This window comes from Variovorax boronicumulans (assembly GCF_030812215.1).
Classification (GTDB): Bacteria; Pseudomonadota; Gammaproteobacteria; order Burkholderiales; family Burkholderiaceae_C; genus Variovorax; species Variovorax boronicumulans_C.
The window spans coordinates 106,490-122,849 of sequence record NZ_JAUSSG010000009.1 but is presented as its reverse complement, the minus strand read 5'-3'; the positions used below and the strand labels follow the sequence as shown (position 1 = coordinate 122,849).

The 16,360-nt window shown below is 65.5% G+C and carries 11 protein-coding genes; 6 read left to right on the top strand and 5 right to left on the bottom strand.

Going from position 1 to position 16,360, the window contains the following annotated elements:
* Window positions 1-111 precede the first annotated feature (111 nt).
* Window positions 112-1,254 carry an OpgC domain-containing protein gene (gene opgC, locus J2W23_RS23140; RefSeq protein ID WP_307650407.1) on the top strand — a complete coding sequence of 381 codons (1,143 nt, stop codon included), beginning with the start codon at window positions 112-114 and terminating at the stop codon, window positions 1,252-1,254.
* A 6-nt stretch (window positions 1,255-1,260) separates the two neighbouring features.
* Here opgC and J2W23_RS23135 read toward each other — a convergent pair whose 3' ends face one another.
* From J2W23_RS23135 to J2W23_RS23125, 3 genes are read right to left on the bottom strand one after another with little or no spacing between them, the layout of a single operon-like run.
* Window positions 1,261-2,025: an SGNH/GDSL hydrolase family protein gene (locus J2W23_RS23135; RefSeq protein ID WP_307650534.1), complete on the bottom strand. Its 765-nt coding sequence runs from the start codon at window positions 2,023-2,025 to the stop codon at window positions 1,261-1,263.
* A 31-nt stretch (window positions 2,026-2,056) separates the two neighbouring features.
* Window positions 2,057-2,815 (bottom strand): anti-sigma factor, encoded by a 759-nt coding sequence (locus J2W23_RS23130; protein ID WP_176661448.1) that lies wholly within the window; start codon window positions 2,813-2,815, stop codon window positions 2,057-2,059.
* A 25-nt stretch (window positions 2,816-2,840) separates the two neighbouring features.
* Window positions 2,841-3,416: an RNA polymerase sigma factor gene (locus J2W23_RS23125; RefSeq protein ID WP_307650406.1), complete on the bottom strand. Its 576-nt coding sequence runs from the start codon at window positions 3,414-3,416 to the stop codon at window positions 2,841-2,843.
* Between the two features lie 168 nt (window positions 3,417-3,584).
* On the opposite strand from J2W23_RS23125, the gene J2W23_RS23120 reads away from it, so the two are divergent.
* From J2W23_RS23120 to J2W23_RS23100, 5 genes are all read left to right on the top strand, one after another.
* Complete coding sequence (locus J2W23_RS23120; protein WP_307650405.1) at window positions 3,585-4,124, top strand: hypothetical protein; 540 nt, start codon at window positions 3,585-3,587, stop codon at window positions 4,122-4,124.
* Between the two features lie 8 nt (window positions 4,125-4,132).
* Window positions 4,133-5,443, top strand: a complete 1,311-nt coding sequence (locus J2W23_RS23115; RefSeq protein ID WP_307650404.1) for a hypothetical protein — start codon at window positions 4,133-4,135, stop codon at window positions 5,441-5,443.
* A gap of 197 nt (window positions 5,444-5,640) precedes the next feature.
* A complete protein-coding gene (locus tag J2W23_RS23110) occupies window positions 5,641-8,277 on the top strand; it encodes a type VI secretion system Vgr family protein (RefSeq protein ID WP_307650403.1) in 2,637 nt (878 codons plus the stop codon).
* Complete coding sequence (locus J2W23_RS23105; protein WP_307650402.1) at window positions 8,277-10,133, top strand: esterase/lipase family protein; 1,857 nt, start codon at window positions 8,277-8,279, stop codon at window positions 10,131-10,133. The genes J2W23_RS23110 and J2W23_RS23105 overlap by 1 nt, the downstream gene beginning before the upstream one ends.
* A complete protein-coding gene (locus J2W23_RS23100) occupies window positions 10,130-11,095 on the top strand; it encodes a T6SS immunity protein Tli4 family protein (protein WP_307650401.1) in 966 nt (321 codons plus the stop codon). Before J2W23_RS23105 ends, J2W23_RS23100 begins: the two co-directional genes overlap by 4 nt.
* A gap of 636 nt (window positions 11,096-11,731) precedes the next feature.
* Here the strand turns inward: J2W23_RS23100 and J2W23_RS23095 are convergent.
* Together J2W23_RS23095 and J2W23_RS23090 are read right to left on the bottom strand one after the other, a co-directional pair.
* Complete coding sequence (locus tag J2W23_RS23095) at window positions 11,732-13,180, bottom strand: efflux transporter outer membrane subunit (protein WP_307650400.1); 1,449 nt, start codon at window positions 13,178-13,180, stop codon at window positions 11,732-11,734.
* Window positions 13,180-16,359: an efflux RND transporter permease subunit gene (locus J2W23_RS23090; protein WP_307650399.1), complete on the bottom strand. Its 3,180-nt coding sequence runs from the start codon at window positions 16,357-16,359 to the stop codon at window positions 13,180-13,182. Before J2W23_RS23090 ends, J2W23_RS23095 begins: the two co-directional genes overlap by 1 nt.
* Between the last annotated feature and the right edge of the window lies 1 nt (window position 16,360).

Sequence of the window (16,360 nt, the reverse complement as noted above, 5' to 3'; positions counted from 1 at the left end):
ATGTCGTTCGCATCTGCACCCCGGCCGAGCGCGGTTTGCATCAGCCTTCTTACAATCCACCACGTCGTGCGTGCGCCGCGCAGACCGCCACCAAGACCTCGCCGCCGACCGATGAAACGCTACTGGGAAATAGACGCCTTGCGCGGGCTGATGCTCGTGCTGATGACCGTCACCCACCTTCCCACTCGCCTGACCGACCCGCTGGGCCAGCCTTTCGGCTTCGTCTCGGCCGCCGAAGGCTTCGTCTTGTTGTCGGCCTTCGTGGCGGGGCTGGTCTACAGCCGCATCGGCTACGTTCGCGGGGTCGAGTCGATGCGCGTCGCGTTCTGGCGGCGCGTGGTCAAGGTCTACCTGTGCCAGGCGGCGATCCTTCTGTTCCTGTTCACCGTGATCGCCGCGGTCGGGCTGCACATCGACCAGCCGGCGGTGAAGAACCTGGTGTCGTACTACCTGGCCGAGCCGCGCGACGGCTTCTTCTTCGGCCTGCTGCTCATCTACGAACCGGCGTTGCTCGACATCCTGCCGATGTACATCTTCTTCATGCTCATGAGCCCCTGGGTGCTGGCTTTTGCCATGCGCCACGGCTGGACGCTGGTGATGGTGGCGAGCGTGGCCGTGTGGGCGGCGGCGCAGTTCGGCATCAGCGAATGGATCTACGGCCTCGCCGTGCACTACCTGCGCATTCCGGTGCCGTTCCACGAGATGGGGGCCTTCAACACCTACGCCTGGCAGTTCCTCTGGTTCGCGGGGCTGTGCATCGGCGCCACCCGCAACGGGCCCGAGGCACGGCCGCTGCGCTTTCCGTGGTGGCTGCTGGTGCTGGCGGCCGGCATCGCGCTCTACGGGGTCTACTGGCGCCACACCGGCATCAACGGCCAGGCACCGTTTGGCGGCGACGTGGAGCTGAACCTGCTGTTCGACAAGTGGCAGCTCGGCCCGCTGCGTCTCGTGAACCTCGTGGCGCTGGGCATCCTGGCGGTGCGTTTCGGCCCCTGGCTGATGCGCCGGATTCCACGGCTGCACTGGCTGGAGGCGATGGGGTCGGCCTCGCTGCCCGTGTTCTGCGCGCACCTCGTGGCGGTGCTGCTGGTGCTGGCCTTCTACGGCGACAGCCAGACCGCGCGGCCATGGTGGGGCGACGGGCTGCTGCTGCTCTCGGTGTTCGCAGGGATGTATTTCGTGGCGCGGTTCACGCGCGGGGCGGATGTGCCGCCGCCGGCGGATGACATGCCGACCGCGCCAGCGCAGGCCTGAGGCAGGTCAGGGAAGGCTGGAGGGCGCAGGCGGCGGAGTCGCCCCCGGCAGGTGCGACGCGATCACCGAGTGCCACAGCCGATAGCCTTCATCCGTCATATGCAGCCGGTCCCCGCGGAACAATTCCATCCGCGGCCGGCCATCGGCGCCGAGCATCGGCGTGTAGATGTCGATGAACTCGCTATTGGGCAGCAGGTTGAGGTAGGCCGAGATCACGTGGTTGGTCTCGCGGATCTGCGGCATCAGCTGCTCGCGCGACGGGCTGGGCTTGACCGAGATGAAGCTGATGCGCGCATCCGGGAGTTCGGCGCGCACCGCGTTGGCAAAGCGCGCGAAGCTGTCGAGCACCTGCAGCGGCGTGCGACCCTCGGCCAGGTCGTTGTCGCCCGCATACACCATCACCTGCCGCGGCTTGTAGCGCACCACCAGTTCGCGGGCGAAGAGGCTGCAGTCGGCCAGCGTCGAGCCGCCGAAGCCGCGGTTGACGACGCCGCCGGGCACGCGGGCAAAGTCCTGCGCAAGGCGGGTCCACATGCGCACGGTGGAGCTGCCCACGAACACCACGCCGCCCGGGGGCGGCAGGCGCTCCTGGTCGGCGCGTGCGAAGGCCGCGAGCTCGTTGTGCCAGCGCGCCTTGGCGGCGAGGTAGTCGGAGGTGGCGTCGGCGGCAGTGGCGCCGTCCGCCTCGTAGGGGAAGGCGGCCGAGGCGGTCTGGGCGTGGGAGGCAAGCGCCGCCATCAGCAGCGCGGCCGCGGCCAGCGCGGATTTCATCGAAGGCATCGGAAAGACGGAAGAAAGCAAATCAGATTGTTTTTTCGATCAGGGCGCCCTTGAACACGACGGGACCCTTCGGACCGCTGCCCGGTGGCACGCCGCCCTTGGCTTCCAGGGTAACGGCCAGGGTCGGCACCTGGTGCACATCGGATTCTGACGCAGCCAGCCGCAGGGCCGGTGCGTTGTCGAGCACGCCGAGCGAACGTGGCGCGCCGCCGGGCGGCAGGGCCCAGAGCTGCAGCGACTTGTCGGTGCCTTCGCTGTAGCTGCCCACGCGCTGCAGCACCAGCTGCTTCTTCTTCGGATCGAAGGTCACCAGCAGCGAGGCGGCGGCCTGGTCGTCGGACAGCACGGCCACGTACTGCACGGCCGGCGCGTTGTTCAGCTGGTCGCGCAGGTTCATGCCGACGACCACGGCCAGCACCGTCGCGAGCGCGCCGGCGGCCGTGGCGCCGCGCCAGAGCGCGAGGCTGCGCAGCCATCCGCCCTGTGGATGGGCCGCAGCCTTGGCATTGGCTTCGTCGCGTTGCCGTTCGATGGCGTGCTGCGCCTTTTCGGCATCGATGATGTTGCGGATGCGGGTCCAGACGGCGGCATCGGGAACGATCGGGCTCTGCAGCTCGGTCATGCTCGCGAGCCGGCTCTGCCAGACCAGCGCTGCGGCGCGCACCGGCGCCTGTTCGCGCGCCAGGGCCTCGAAGCGGCGCCGCGCGCCGCCGCGCAGGGTGCCGAGCGCGTGGCTCGCGGCCAGCAGTTCGAGCAGTTCGGGGTGGGCGGTGAGGTTCATGGAGGGGCTGCTTTCTTCACCGTCGTCACGCAAAACGACCCATGCAGGTGCGCAGCTTCTCGAGGCCGCGCCGGATCCAGGTCTTGACCGTGCCCAGCGGCAGCTTGAGCTGCTCGGCCAGCTCGCCGTGGCTCATCTCGCGCAGGTAGGCGAGGCTCACCACTTCGCGCTGCTTGCCTTCGAGTTGACTCAGGCACTGGTGCAACGCCCAGGCCTGCTCGCTCGCATCGGCCGTGTCGGCGGGGTTGGGTGCATCCGATTCCAGGGTGTCCGCCATCAGCTCGTCGAACTCCTGCGTGAGCTGGGCGCGGTCGGCGGTGCGGCGGCGCAACAGGTCGAGCGCGCGGCTTCGCACGATCAGGCCCAGCCAGGCGAGGGGCGGGCTCAGCGTGGCGCGGTAGTCGCCGGCCACGCGCCAGACCGTGAGAAACGCCTCCTGCAGCACATCCTCGGCCCATTCGCGCTGCCGGACCACGCGCATCGCCAGACCCATGAGCTTGGGCGCGGTGCGGTCGTAGAGCTGGCGCAGGGCGGCTTCGTCGCGATGGCCGATCCGATCGATCAGCGCCATCAGTTCGGCGTCGGGGCTGGGTGCTGTCATCGGCGGATTGTCGGGCATCGCTGGGCATGGACAAGGTACGGCCCCGCAGGGCTGCCGGATTCAAGCAACAGGTCGCCGGATCCCCGAAAAACCCCGGTTTTGGAAACATTCGTTAACGTATACTGCCCCGCAAAATCGGAGCGGGGCCGCGCACGCGCGGGAGGTGGAATGAAGCAAATTGCGATCGTCATCGTGCTCTGCGTGGGCGCGTGGTACTTCTTTATCGGCGGCCGCAAGCTCGACGAGCCGATGGTGCGCGACTACTACTACAAGGAAGCGCGCGCCATTTCCGCCAATGACGCCGACAAGCTGTGCAAGCAGCTCAGCCGCAAAGCCGTCATCGAGAGCAAGACCACGATGATGGGCAAGACGGTGGAGACCACCCACAACCGCGACGAGGCCTGCGAGGCCCAGCACCGGACCTTCGAGAAGCTGCGCGGGATCAGCGACCAGGTCGGCAGCATCCTCGCCATCGAATACGACTACAACATCGACAGCGTCGAGCTCGCGCCCGACCGCAAGAGTGCCACCGTCCAGGGCACCAGCGTGCTCAAGATGGGCGAATCGATCCTCCAGTTCAAGACCAGCTTCACCCAGCGCCTGGAGCGCGAGCTGGGCCAGGTGCGCCTCGTGCATGCCGACGAAGCCACCGTGGTGCGCGTGGGGGGGCGCGGCGCCATGAGCCAGAGCGACTTCTTCCGTAAATAGGTGCGGCCATGATCGTCCAGGATTCGCTGCCACCCCCGCCGCCGTTCTGGCACCGCCTCAACAGCTTCTTCGCCTTTCCGCTCCAGATGCGGCCGCTGGCCTATGGCCTCGTGCTGTCGTTCTGCAGCCTGCTCTACGACGCGATCTTCTTCCTGCCCGACGTGCTGGCGTTCATCGTCATCGAGGTCGGCATCATGCTGGCTGCCAGCCGCTACGGCTTCAAGATCACTGCGCTGGGTGCGCGCGGCATCTGGCAGTCGGCCGACTTCGGGCGCGAATCGAGCGACGAGTGGACCTACCTGCCGTGGAAGCTCTTCGCCATCTCGCTGGTGCAGGGTTTCCTGATCGGCTGGCTTGCGTGGTACGAGCCGGTGCTGGGCACCGTCGCGCTCTTCGTCATGTCGTTCAGCTTTCCGGCCGCGGTGCTCGTGCTGGTGCAGTCGGGCAGCTTCTTCCAGGCGATGAACCCGGGGCATGTGTGGGATGCGATCCGCACCGTCGGCTGGCCGTACGCGCTGCTGTGCCTGTTCCTGTTCATGCTGAGCACGGGTGCGCAGGTCGCGATTTCGATGGTGGCGCCGATGTTCGACGGCCGGATCATCCTGCCGATCGTCAACTTCGCGTTCATCTACTTTGGCTGGGTGATGGCGAGCCTCTTGGGCTACGTGATGTACCAGCACCACGACGCCTTCGGCATCGACGTGGTGCCCGGTGGCGGCGTGGGCGACGGCATGCCGGTGGACCGCCGCACGCCCGCGCAGATCGCCGCACAGCGCATCGACGCCGAAGTGGCGCAGTTCATCACCGAAGGCGACCTGGCCGCTGCGCTGGGCACCGCCTACGAGGCGCAGCGCACCGCCGCGATCGACGACGTGCCCGCGCAGCGCCGCTACCACCGCGTGCTGTCGATGATGCCGGACAAGCAGAGCACGATGCTCGACCAGGCCAGGCGCTTCATTCCCCTCTTGATGCGGCGCGATCTTTCGTCCGAAGCGCTCAAGGTCTTCAAGGCCTGCCGCGAGAAGGACAAGGCCTTTGCGCTCGACGATGCGGCCACGGTCATCGCGATGGCACGGGCCGAATGGCGCAACGGCGATGCGCACGCCACGCTCGCGCTGCTGTCGGGGTTCGATCGCCGCTTCCGCGGGAACGAGACGATTCCGCAGGCCTATGAGCTCGCGGCGCGCGCGTTGGTGCAGGGGCTGGGCCGCGCCGACATGGCGCAGCCGATCCTCACCACGATGGAGTCGCGCTACCCCGACAGCGAGCAGACGCAGGAAGTGCGCTGGTTGCTGCGGCCGGCGCCGGAGGCTGGCTAGCTGTCGAACTCGCGATTCCACTTCACGGCGCCTGTAGCGATGCGTCGGTCAATATCTCGCAGCACAACAAGTTCTGCCAACTACTCCGCACTCTTTTTGGGTTTGTCCGCTGACGGAGGTCGGGCGACCATTGTTTGCAAAGGTGCTGGACATAGAGGCCTCAGACTTTTTGAACGATCACTCGTCAAGGTCTGTGCGTGTCTTCCATCTTTACTGTTTCGCGGACCATTTCCGTCGGCAGCGCCGCCATGCCCAGCCTGCTGGGCAACCCCGCGCTGGAGTTCAAGTCGCTTGACGGCCGCGAGGCGTTGGGCGAACTCTTCGAATACACCGTCCGCCTGCAGACCCCCGACAGCCCAGCGCTCACCGAATACATAACCGCCAATGTGCCGATCAAGCAACTGATCGGCAAAGAGTTCAGCATCTGCATCGAACTGGACGGCAAAGGCTTTGCGGTCCGCATGGGTGCCGGCACACGCGAAATCAACGGCTTGGTGACCAGCGCCCGGTTCGTGCAGCACGAGAGCCGCCGAGGCATCTACGAAATCACTCTGCGGCCGTGGCTGATCCTTGCCACACGTACCAGCGACTACAGGATCTTCCAGAACAAGACCCCGCTGGAGATCATCGAGGAGGTGTTGGCCGACTACAGCTTCCCCACTGAAAGGCGCGTCACCCATCGCTACCCCCAGCGGGTGTTTCAGGTCCAGTACGGCGAGACGGACTTCGAGTTCATCACCCGGCTGATGCAGGAATTCGGCATCTACTATTTCTTCGAGCACAAGGAAGGTGCGCACAGGTTGGTGCTGTTGGACGACCTCGGGGCCCACAAGCGGTTCGAAAGCGAGGCCTACCAGGCCATCAGCTACTACCCGCCCGGGCACAAGATCGACGAGGAATACTGCAACGATTTCTGCAGCATCGAGAACCTCGAATCGGGCCAATGGGTGACTGACGATTTCGATTTCACCCAGCCGCGCGCAAGGCTCCAGCAGACCTCCCGGATGCCGCGCAACACGGGCAACAGCACGCAGGAGATCTACAAGTGGCCGGGCGACTACAGCGACCCGGGCGAAGGCTACGACCTCGCGCGAACCCGCATGGAAGCGACGGGCGCGCCCGGTAGCCGTGGCCGGGGAAGCGGCAACCTGCGCGCGGTGGTGACGGGGTGCACCTTCTCGCTGGTCAACTATCCGCAGGATGCGGCGAACCGGGAGTATCTGGTCATCGCCAGCACTCTGCGCCTGCACGAAAGCGGGCATGCCAGCGGCCAGGAAGACTACGTTTGCCATACAGACTTCGAGGTTCAGCCCGCCAACAAGATCTTCCGCTCCCCGCAGACCCAGCCCAAGCCGCACACCACGGGCCCGCAAACGGCCATCGTCACCGGCCCGAATGGGCAGGAAATCTGGACCGACGAGTACGGCCGCATCAAGGTCAGCTTCCACTGGAACCGCTACTGCACCAAGGACGAGAACTCCTCCTGCTGGATTCGCGTGGCCTCCCCCTGGGCCGGCTCCCAGTTCGGCGGCATGCAGGTTCCGCGCATCGGTCAGGAGGTGATCGTCGACTTCGAGAATGGCGACCCCGACCGGCCCATCGTCACGGGGCGCGTCTACAACCGGCTGAACATGCCGCCCAGGCTACTGCCCGCACAGAAAAATCTGTCGGGCTTTCGCAGCCGCGAACTGAGTGAGGATGGCAGCGGGCTGGGTGCGCGAGGCAACCACCTGGAACTCGACGACCATCCCGGCAAGATCCAGGCGCAGCTCAAGAGCGATCACCTGAGCAGCAGTCTGAGCCTCGGACACATCGGGCGCATCGAAGACACGGCAGGTCGCAAGGATGACCGGGGCCAGGGTGCCGAACTGCGCACGGACGGCCATGGCGCCGTCCGCGCCGCCAAGGGTTTGCTGCTCACCACGGAGGCCAGGCCCAATGCGCAGGCGCACATCACCGACATGGGCGAGACCATCTTCAGGCTCACGCAGGCGCGCGATCTGCATGAGGGACTGAGCGAGATGGCGCAGCAGGCCAAGGCGCACAACACAGGCGATCAGGATGCCGTCACGAAGGTTCTGAAGGAGCACAACGACGCGATCAAGGGCAAGGGCGGCAACACGGCGCAGGGCCACTTCCCGGAACTCAACGAAGCCCATCTGGTGCTTGCCAGCCCGGCAGGCATTCACAGTACTGCCGGCACGACGACGCACATCGCAAGCGTCGCGCACACCGCACTGAGCAGTGGCGGCCATACCAGCATCAGCGCGGGCAAGAGCCTGTTGGCCAGCGTCAAGGACGCTGTTCGCCTCTTCGCCTACAAGGCCATTCGCCTGACGGCGGCCACCGCGGGCATCGACATCGTGGCGCTGCAGGACAGCATCAAGCTCATGGCCAAGCTCGATATCAGGCTGGAGGCCAACAGGATCAGCATCACCGCAAAAGAAGAGATCCTGATCAACGGGGGGAGTAGCTACACCCGATGGGATGCCTCGGGCATCGTGCATGGCACCAATGGTGTGTGGCGCGAGCATGCGGCTACGCACAGCTTGGTGGGGCCGGACAGTCGAACGGCCGAAATGATGAACCAGGATGTGAAGGCTCCGTTCGATCAGGAGGTGGTCTTTCATCACCTCGACGAAAAGAACACGCCAGCGGCCAAGCAGCTCTTCAAGCTCACCCGCGATGGCGAGGCTGCCACTCCTCCTGGCCATCAGAAAACGAAGAGCGGCGTCGCCACAGGCACTGACGGCGTCACGCATTTGCAGCGCTCCGATGGGCCGGAGGTCTACAGAGTGCGTTGGATGGGGAAAACCAAGGGCAGGAGCAAGTAATGGCGGCACAGGGCGAAGACGAAGATGCGTGGCTGGACTTCAGCTTGGGGATGGGTGGTTTTGCCGACGTAGCAGTTGTGACGACACCGGTGGCGGACAAACGCAAGGTCCATGTGCGCGTGCCACCGGGCAAGCTCATTCCCATCGTGTTCCTGCCCGGCATCATGGGCAGCAACCTGCGCTTGTCCAAGGCACGGCAGGCGCAGATCAAACGCGACGACAACATCTCCTGGTGGCCAGACAAGACGGGCGATGCGTTGGGTCGGCGCAACGCGAGTGCCGCCGAACGCCAGATGCGCCTGGACCCCGACGAAGTCGAGGTGGACCGCTACAACGTCACCGACAACGGCGCCAATCTCTTTGACGCGACAGGCGATGAGACCGTCAACTCTGACAGGCGCCACAACAACGTGCCCGACGACCTTGGCAATATCAGCAAGCTGCTGGTGAGCGACCCCAAGGCCGACCCCAATCACCCGTTGGCGAGCAACCGGCAGAGCTTCACCGCCGCGCAGAAGGCCCGAGCCCGGGGCTGGAGCGAGGTGATGTTCAGCTCCTACGGCGACATCATCCAACGCATAGAGCGGCAACTCAACGACATGCTTCAGAGCCAGGGCGAAACGGTGAACGTCACTAAAAGTTGGTCCGACCAAGGTAGCCGTGAGGCGCTGGTCGGGCGTAAAACTTCAAGCTTCGGCGGCGCAAGTGGGGACCCGTTGACGGAAGACGATCTCAAGAAAATCGGCGACTGCTGGTACCCCGTGCATGCCTTTGGCTACAACTGGCTCAAGAGCAATGGCGATGAGGCGAAGTCTCTGGCGCCAAAGATCGAAAAGCTGGTGGAGACCTACAACGAGAACGGATTCAACTGTCCGGGCGTCATCCTCGTGACCCACAGCATGGGCGGGATTCTGGCGCGCGCCCTCATCCACCCGGACTACGGAAAGATCAAGAGCAAGGTATTGGGCATCGTGCACGGGGTGATGCCGACGACCGGCGCAGCCGCGGCCTACAAGCGCATTCGCGCGGGCTTCGAGGGCGGCAAGGGTTTCTGGGATGTGCCGGGAAACATCACCCAGAAGGTGCTGGGAGAAACCGGGGAGAAAGTGACTGCGGTGCTGGCTAATGCGCAAGGCGGCCTGGAGCTGCTGCCGGCTACGGCTTACGGAACGCAATGGCTGCATGTACAGGATCAGGAGGGAAAGACCCTGGTCAAACTGCCACAAGCCGACGCTGTGGCCGAGATTTACACCCTGGGGCCGCAGAAGTGGTGGCGGCTGATCAATCCGGATTGGATTGATCCGGCGGAACAGATAAAGATGCCTCCTAAAAAAGGTGGCAAGAGCAAGGAGCAGATAGGACCAGAGGCGACGATGCGGCGAATCATCAATGCCATGAGATTCGCTGACGCTATCCAGGACACCTTCCACGACTGCACCTATGCGCACTACGGCAGCGACCCGGCGCAGCGGGCTTGGAACGAGGTGGTCTGGCGCGTGGTCGACGGCGATGCCGCTGCCGCAGGCAATCCCTTGATGTGGGCGCCAGTTGAGGGCGAAAAAGGCGACAACAGCACGGGCACCTTGCGAGTGAAAGGGGCAAATGGGGTGGCGCTGCAACTCAGGCTCCAGCCGCCCGACACGGCCGCGGACGGCACCGTGCCAGTGCAACGCAGCGCGGACAAGGTCCAAGCCAGGATCAAGTTCGCCCAGATGGGCTACGACCACCAGGGCAGCTACAAGAACAGCGGCGCCATTGCCTCGACGCTCTACGGCATCGTGCGCATTGCCAATGCCTATGACCCCGCATGGTGGGCCAAGAAGGAGTGGGAATACCCCTCGAAAGAGCAGCAATGAATGATGCAACCATGAACCCTCGTATCGCGAGACTGTTCGAACACACCAAACTGCTGTGCTTCGGGCGCTATGTGCTGACCGTGCCAGTGGATTCGCGCCTCGTATTTGGGCGCGACTTTCCGACATTGCCCAACCAGGCCAAGGAAATCGAGAAGGTCATGAAGGCTGAGCGGGCGAAGATTCTGGCAGCCGAAAAGACCGCCGAGATCGCCTACTTCGGCAAGGGACCCGCTCCCAACATGTGGCTGATTCGTTCCTATATGGATGACACGGCCAAAAAACTTGAACTGGAAGGCTTTCGCTTCTACTACATCGTCGGACCTCACATCTTCATGGACAGTGATGCAACGGCCAAGAGTCAAAAGGTGACAGCGTCATCTTTGCTCGCAGACGCAGTAGAAACCGCCAAGAATTTGCGTCCGCGCGAACCAGACGAAGTTCCCACCGATCAAGGGCTTTGCCACGAATACGGATTCACTTACGACGCCTCGTTCAGCAGTGCCCTCTCGCAAGTCGGCCTGCACATGGCGGCATTGCCCGATGTTGTCTTCAGCGTCGAGAGCAATCAGGCCGCAAGCACTCGGGGCAGCAACGGCGAGGGCCTGCTCAAGCTGATCGACGACCGCAAGCGCGAAGCAGGCAGCAGCTATCCCAAGCTCACAACCTTGCGCGAGGGCAAGAAAAACGTTCACGGCTGGGCCGGTGAAGAGTCGCTCGTGCGCTACCCCGACGGAACACAAGAATTCGAATGGCTGTTCATTGGCCAGAGCGGTAACGTCGCGCGCCCCGCGCGGCTGAATGTGACGATGCACACCAAAGTCGCATCGGATCGCGTGGGGGCCGCTGCAACCTCTTCCCTGAACGATGAAGACGCTATTGCCTTATGGGACAAGTTGCTCGACGGGCTCAGGTTTCGCGTGGCCGTGCCCGGCGCGCCGGCCGATGCGGTGGCGATCAAGTGAGGCAATCATTGATGACTGTCAATACAACGCCAACGCGCCGACAGACATTGCTCGCGTTGGGTGCGATGGCCGTTCTTCCCATCTCGTCCCACGCCTCGACTTCAATCATCGTCAAGCTCGTGGAAGAACCCGCGAACTGTCGGTGGCGGCCTGCAGGCACCCTGTGGGAGCGGGCCGCTGTACACGACAACAGCTCTCGCATTCAGTCGTCATCGCTGTGACGCTCCGACATCGCGGTTTCGACCTGCCTGTTTGACTACCTTGCACGATCTCGATGATTTTCTCCAGTTCAAATCAGGAAGCGAACCATGAACAACAGGCCACAACAGAAATCGCTCAGCCAGATCCGTTCGCCTCATCGATGGGGCCTTCCGGACAAGGCAGGGACAAGGTACTGCAGTACCGCGTGATTGCAGGCTCGACTCGTTCCAGTCGGCAGACTCATGGTTCCCAGCGGCCTGCTGGTGGTCAGCTCGCATCTTGCCCGGCTGACGCAAAACAGACGGCTGATGATGCGCCCGAGCGGTATCCCATGCCAATATCTACGCTCGCTGGTGCTTGTGCCAGCCCCATCGGCACCCCGCACATTCGAGATGGGCGATGGCTCGTTGGCGGGCACGCGACCCGGCCCCTCGGCTAGCCCTTCCCGTCCGAGCCCTCGCTCCAGCCGCCGCCCAGCGTCCTGTAGATCGTGAGCCGGTTGGTCTGCTCGGTGAGCTGCAGGCCGATCAGCGTCTGCTGCGCCGCGTAGTGGGCGCGCTGCGCATCCAGCACATCGAGGAAGCTCGTCGCGCCGCTCCGGAAGAGCGACTGCGACAGCTCGAAGCTGCGCGAGGTCGCACCCAGCAGCGAACGCTGCGCATCGAGCCGCTCGGCCAGCGTGCGGCGCTCGGCGAGCGCATCGGCCACTTCGCGAAATGCCGTCTGCACCGTCTTCTCGTAGGTCGCGAGCTGTATCTTCTGCTGCGCCTCGGCCACCTTCAGGTTCGAGCGATTCGCGCCGCCGTCGAAGATCGGCACGCTGACCGACGGCGCGAAGCTCCACGCCTTGCTGCCGCTGGTGAACAGGCCCGAGAGCGTGCTGCTCGCCGTACCCGCCGAAGCCGTGAGCGCGATGCGCGGAAAGAAGGCCGCGCGCGCCGCGCCGATGTCTGCGTTGCTCGCGCGCAGGGCGTGCTCGGCGGCGCGCACGTCGGGGCGCTGCTGCAGCACGCTCGACGAGAGGCCGGCTGGGGGCACGAGCAGTTGCGCGGCTTCGGCCGTCGCCGTGGTCGGCAGCAGCTCCGCCGGTGGCGTGGTGCCGACGAGCAGTGTGAGCGCGTTGCGGTCCTGCTCCACCAGGCTGTCGAACGCAGCGGCATCGGCCCGCGCGGCATCGACCGTGCTTTGCGACTGCGCGAGCGCGAGGCCCGACTGCGAACCCAGCGCATGGCTGCGCTGGATCAGGTCGAAGGACTTGCGCTGGCTCTCGAGCGTGCTGCGCGCAAGCGCCAGGCGCTGCTCGTCCGCAGCCAGTTGCAGCCAGGCCGTGGCGACGGAAGCCACCAGGCTGATCTGCGTGCTGCGTCGGGTTTCCTCGGTCTGGAAGTAGCTCTGCAATGCCGATTCGCTCAGGTTGCGAACGCGCCCGAACAGGTCGAGCTCGTAAGCCGTCATGCCGAGGTCGGCGCTGTACTGCGAGGAGATGCGCGCCTCGCCGCTGGTCGAGAGGCTGCCGGGCGTGCGCGAGCGGCTGCCGCCCGCGCCGGCTTCGACGGTCGGGAACAGGCCCGCGCGCGCAATGCCGTACTGGGCGCGGGCGCGCTCGATGTTGAGCGCCGCCACGCGCAGGTCGCGGTTGTTGGCGAGCGCGAGTTCGATCACGCCTTGCAGGCGCTTGTCGACGAAGAAATCGCGCCAGCTGACGTCGAGCGGCGCGGCTGCATTGGCACCGCTCGCACCGCCCGAAGGCAAGGCCTGCGGCACGGGCGAAGTGGGCGTTTCATATGCGGGTGCGAGGTTGATGCAGCCCGAGAGCACGGCCGAAGCCATGGCCGCACAGGCCAGCGTGCGCAGCGGAAAGCGGGGGAGGGACGCGCGTCGCATCAGTGGCCTCCCTGTTCTGCGGCGGGCGCAGGCAATGCGTCCGGTGCTTCAGCCTTGGCCGGCTTGCGCCTCCCCTCCAGCCACCCGCGGATCAGCGCGAAGAACAGCGGCACGAAGAAGATGCCGAGCGCGGTGCCCACCACCATGCCGCCCAACACTGGGGTACCGATCGACTGGCGGCCACCCGCGCCCGCGCCGGTGCCGATGGCCAGCGGCAGCACGCCGAAGCCGAAGGCCAGCGAGGTCATCAGGATGGGCCGCAGCCGCAGGCGCACCGCTTCCAGCGTCGCCTCGATCACGCCCTTGCCCTGCTCCTGCAACTGCTTGGCGAACTCCACGATCAGGATCGCGTTCTTCGACGAGAGCCCCACCGTCGTCAGCAAGCCGACCTGGAAGTACACGTCGTTGCTCAGGCCCCGGAAGCTGGTGAACAGCAGCGCGCCCACGATGCCCAGCGGCACCACGAGGATCACCGAGAACGGCACCGACCAGCTCTCGTAGAGCGCGGCCAGGCACAGGAACACGAACAGGATCGAGATGGCATAGAGCACCGGCGCCTGCGCGCCCGAGAGCCGTTCCTGGAACGACGCGCCGGTCCACTCGTAGCCGATGCCCGGCGGCATCTGCTTCATCACCTCGTCCACCGCGGCCATGGCGTCGCCCGAGCTCACGCCCGGCGCGGCATCGCCCACGAACTCGTAGCTCGGGCTGCCGTTGTAGCGCTGCAGCTGCGGCGAGCCGTAGGTCCAGCGCGAACTCGAGAACGCCGGGAACGGCACCATCTGCCCGAGGCTGTTGCGCACGCTCCAGCGGTCGATGTCGGCGGGCAGCATGCGAAAGGCGGTGTCGCCCTGCATGTACACGCGCTTGACGCGCCCGTTGTCCAGGAAGTCGTTGATGTAGGTGCCGCCCATCGCGCTGGAGAGCGTGCTGTCGATGTCGGCGGTGGCCAGGCTCGCCGCGCCGGCGCGCGCATCGTCGATGTCCACCGCGAACTGCGGCGTGTCGTCCAGGTTGTTGCTGCGCACGTTCACGACCACGTCGGAGCGCTTGGACAGCAGCTCGATGACCTGGTCGCGCGCCTTCACCAGCGCATCGTGGCCGAGGCCGTTGATGTCCTTCAGGTGGAAATTGAAGCCCGCATTCGCGCCCAGCCCGCGCACCGCCGGCGGCAGCAGCACGAACACGCGCGCGTCGCGGATGGTCGAGAGGTCCTTGTTGGCGCGGCGTGCGAGCGCGGCGGCCGATTGCCCGTCGCCTTCGCGCTCGGCCCAGTCCTTGAGCTTGACGAAGGCGCGCGCCGAACTCTGGTCGCCGTTCTGCCCGGTGATGACGTTCACGCTCACCACCTCGGGCTGCTTGGTGAAGTAGTTCTGCATCTGCGTGACCACCGGCTGCAGCCGCGCGTCCGAGGCACCCGGCGGCAGCGTCACCTGCACCTGCAGGAAGGCCTGGTCCTCGTCGGGCAGGAAGGAGGTGGGCAGGCGCATGAAGAGCACCGCCATCGCCGCCGCGATCAGCAGGTACACCACGAGGCTGCGCTTGCCGCGCCGCACGATGCCGCCGACCACGCTCTGGTAGCGGTCGGCGCCCTTGTCGAAATTGCGGTTGAAGCCTGCGAAGAAGCGGTCGACCACGCCCAGCACGCCCTTGCGCGGCACCGCATGCTGGCCCTTGGCAACGGGCTTGAGCAACGTCGCGCACAGCGCCGGCGTGAGCGTGAGCGCCACGAACACCGACAGCGCCATCGCCGAGACGATGGTGATCGAGAACTGCCGGTAGATCATGCCGGTCGAGCCGCCGAAGAAGGCCATCGGGATGAACACCGCCGACAGCACCAGTGCGATGCCCACGAGCGCGGGCGTGATCTCGGCCATCGACTTGCGCGTGGCTTCCTTGGGCGAGAGGCCTTCCTCGTGCATCACGCGCTCGACGTTCTCCACCACCACGATGGCATCGTCCACCAAGAGGCCGATGGCCAGCACCATGCCGAACATGGTGAGCGTGTTGATCGAATAGCCGGCAATGGAGAGCACGCCGAAGGTGCCCAAGAGCACCACCGGCACCGCGATCGCGGGGATCAGCGTGGCGCGGAAGTTCTGCAGGAAGACGTACATCACCAGCACCACCAGCAGCATCGCCTCGGCCAGCGCCTTCACCACCTCGTCGATGGACGCGCTCACGAAGGGCGTGGTGTCGTAGCTCACGAAGGTCTGCAGCTGATTCGGAAACAGCGGCTGCAGCTCGGCCACCTTGGCCTTCACCGCCTCTGCCACCTGCACCGCGTTGGCGCCGTCGGCCAGCACCACGCCCAGGCCCGCGCCGGGTCGGCCGCCCAGTTGCGAGCGCACCGTGAGGTTCTCGGCGCCGAGTTCCACGCGCGCCACGTCGCGCAGGCGCACCACGGCGCCGTCGGGTGTGGCGCGCAGCACCACGTTCTCGAACTGCTCGACCGTCTGCAGCTTGCTGCGCGCCGTGATGGTGGCGTTCAGCTGCTGCTGCGCGCCGGCCGGCAGCGCGCCCAGCTGACCGGCCGACACCTGCGCGTTCTGCGCGGTGATGGCGTTGCCCACGTCCGAGGGCATGAGCGCGTACTTGCGCAGCTTGTCGGGGTCCAGCCAGAGGCGCATCGCGTAGCCGGTGCCCAGCGTCTGCACCTCGCCCACGCCGTCGATGCGGCTGATCACGTCGACCAGGTTGCTGCTGATGTAGTCGCCCACGTCCACCGCGGAGGCGCTGCCGTCGCCCGAGTACATCGAGACGATCAGCAAGAAGTCGTTGCCGCCCTTGGTGACTGTGACGCCGCGGCTCTGCACCTGCTGCGGCAGGCGCGACATGGCCTGCTGCAGCTTGTTCTGCACCTGCATCTGGGCGACGTCGATGTTGGTGCCCGCGTTGAAGGTGAGCGACAGGCGCGCCACGCCCGACGAGTTGCTGGTCGACTGCATGTACAGCAGGTTGTCCAGCCCCTTCATCTGCTGCTCGATGACCTGGGTGACGGAGTCTTCCACCGTCTTGGCCGAGGCGCCGGTGTAGGTGGCGTTGATGGATACGCGCGGCGGCGCGATGTCGGGGTACTGCTCCAGAGGCAGCGTGCGGATCGCCATCAGCCCGGCGAGCATGACGACGATGGAGAGCACCCACGCGAAGATGGGGCGGTCGATGAAGAACTGGGCCATG

Coding starts and splice junctions, on each gene's coding strand:
- J2W23_RS23120 (WP_307650405.1), top strand. CDS start 3,585: ATGAAGCAAATTGCGATCGTCATCGTGCTCTGCGTGGGCGCGTGGTAC.
- J2W23_RS23135 (WP_307650534.1), bottom strand. CDS start 2,025: ATGAAATCCGCGCTGGCCGCGGCCGCGCTGCTGATGGCGGCGCTTGCC.
- J2W23_RS23130 (WP_176661448.1), bottom strand. CDS start 2,815: ATGAACCTCACCGCCCACCCCGAACTGCTCGAACTGCTGGCCGCGAGC.
- J2W23_RS23100 (WP_307650401.1), top strand. CDS start 10,130: ATGAATGATGCAACCATGAACCCTCGTATCGCGAGACTGTTCGAACAC.
- J2W23_RS23105 (WP_307650402.1), top strand. CDS start 8,277: ATGGCGGCACAGGGCGAAGACGAAGATGCGTGGCTGGACTTCAGCTTG.
- J2W23_RS23090 (WP_307650399.1), bottom strand. CDS start 16,359: ATGGCCCAGTTCTTCATCGACCGCCCCATCTTCGCGTGGGTGCTCTCC.
- J2W23_RS23115 (WP_307650404.1), top strand. CDS start 4,133: ATGATCGTCCAGGATTCGCTGCCACCCCCGCCGCCGTTCTGGCACCGC.
- opgC (WP_307650407.1), top strand. CDS start 112: ATGAAACGCTACTGGGAAATAGACGCCTTGCGCGGGCTGATGCTCGTG.
- J2W23_RS23095 (WP_307650400.1), bottom strand. CDS start 13,180: ATGCGACGCGCGTCCCTCCCCCGCTTTCCGCTGCGCACGCTGGCCTGT.
- J2W23_RS23125 (WP_307650406.1), bottom strand. CDS start 3,416: ATGACAGCACCCAGCCCCGACGCCGAACTGATGGCGCTGATCGATCGG.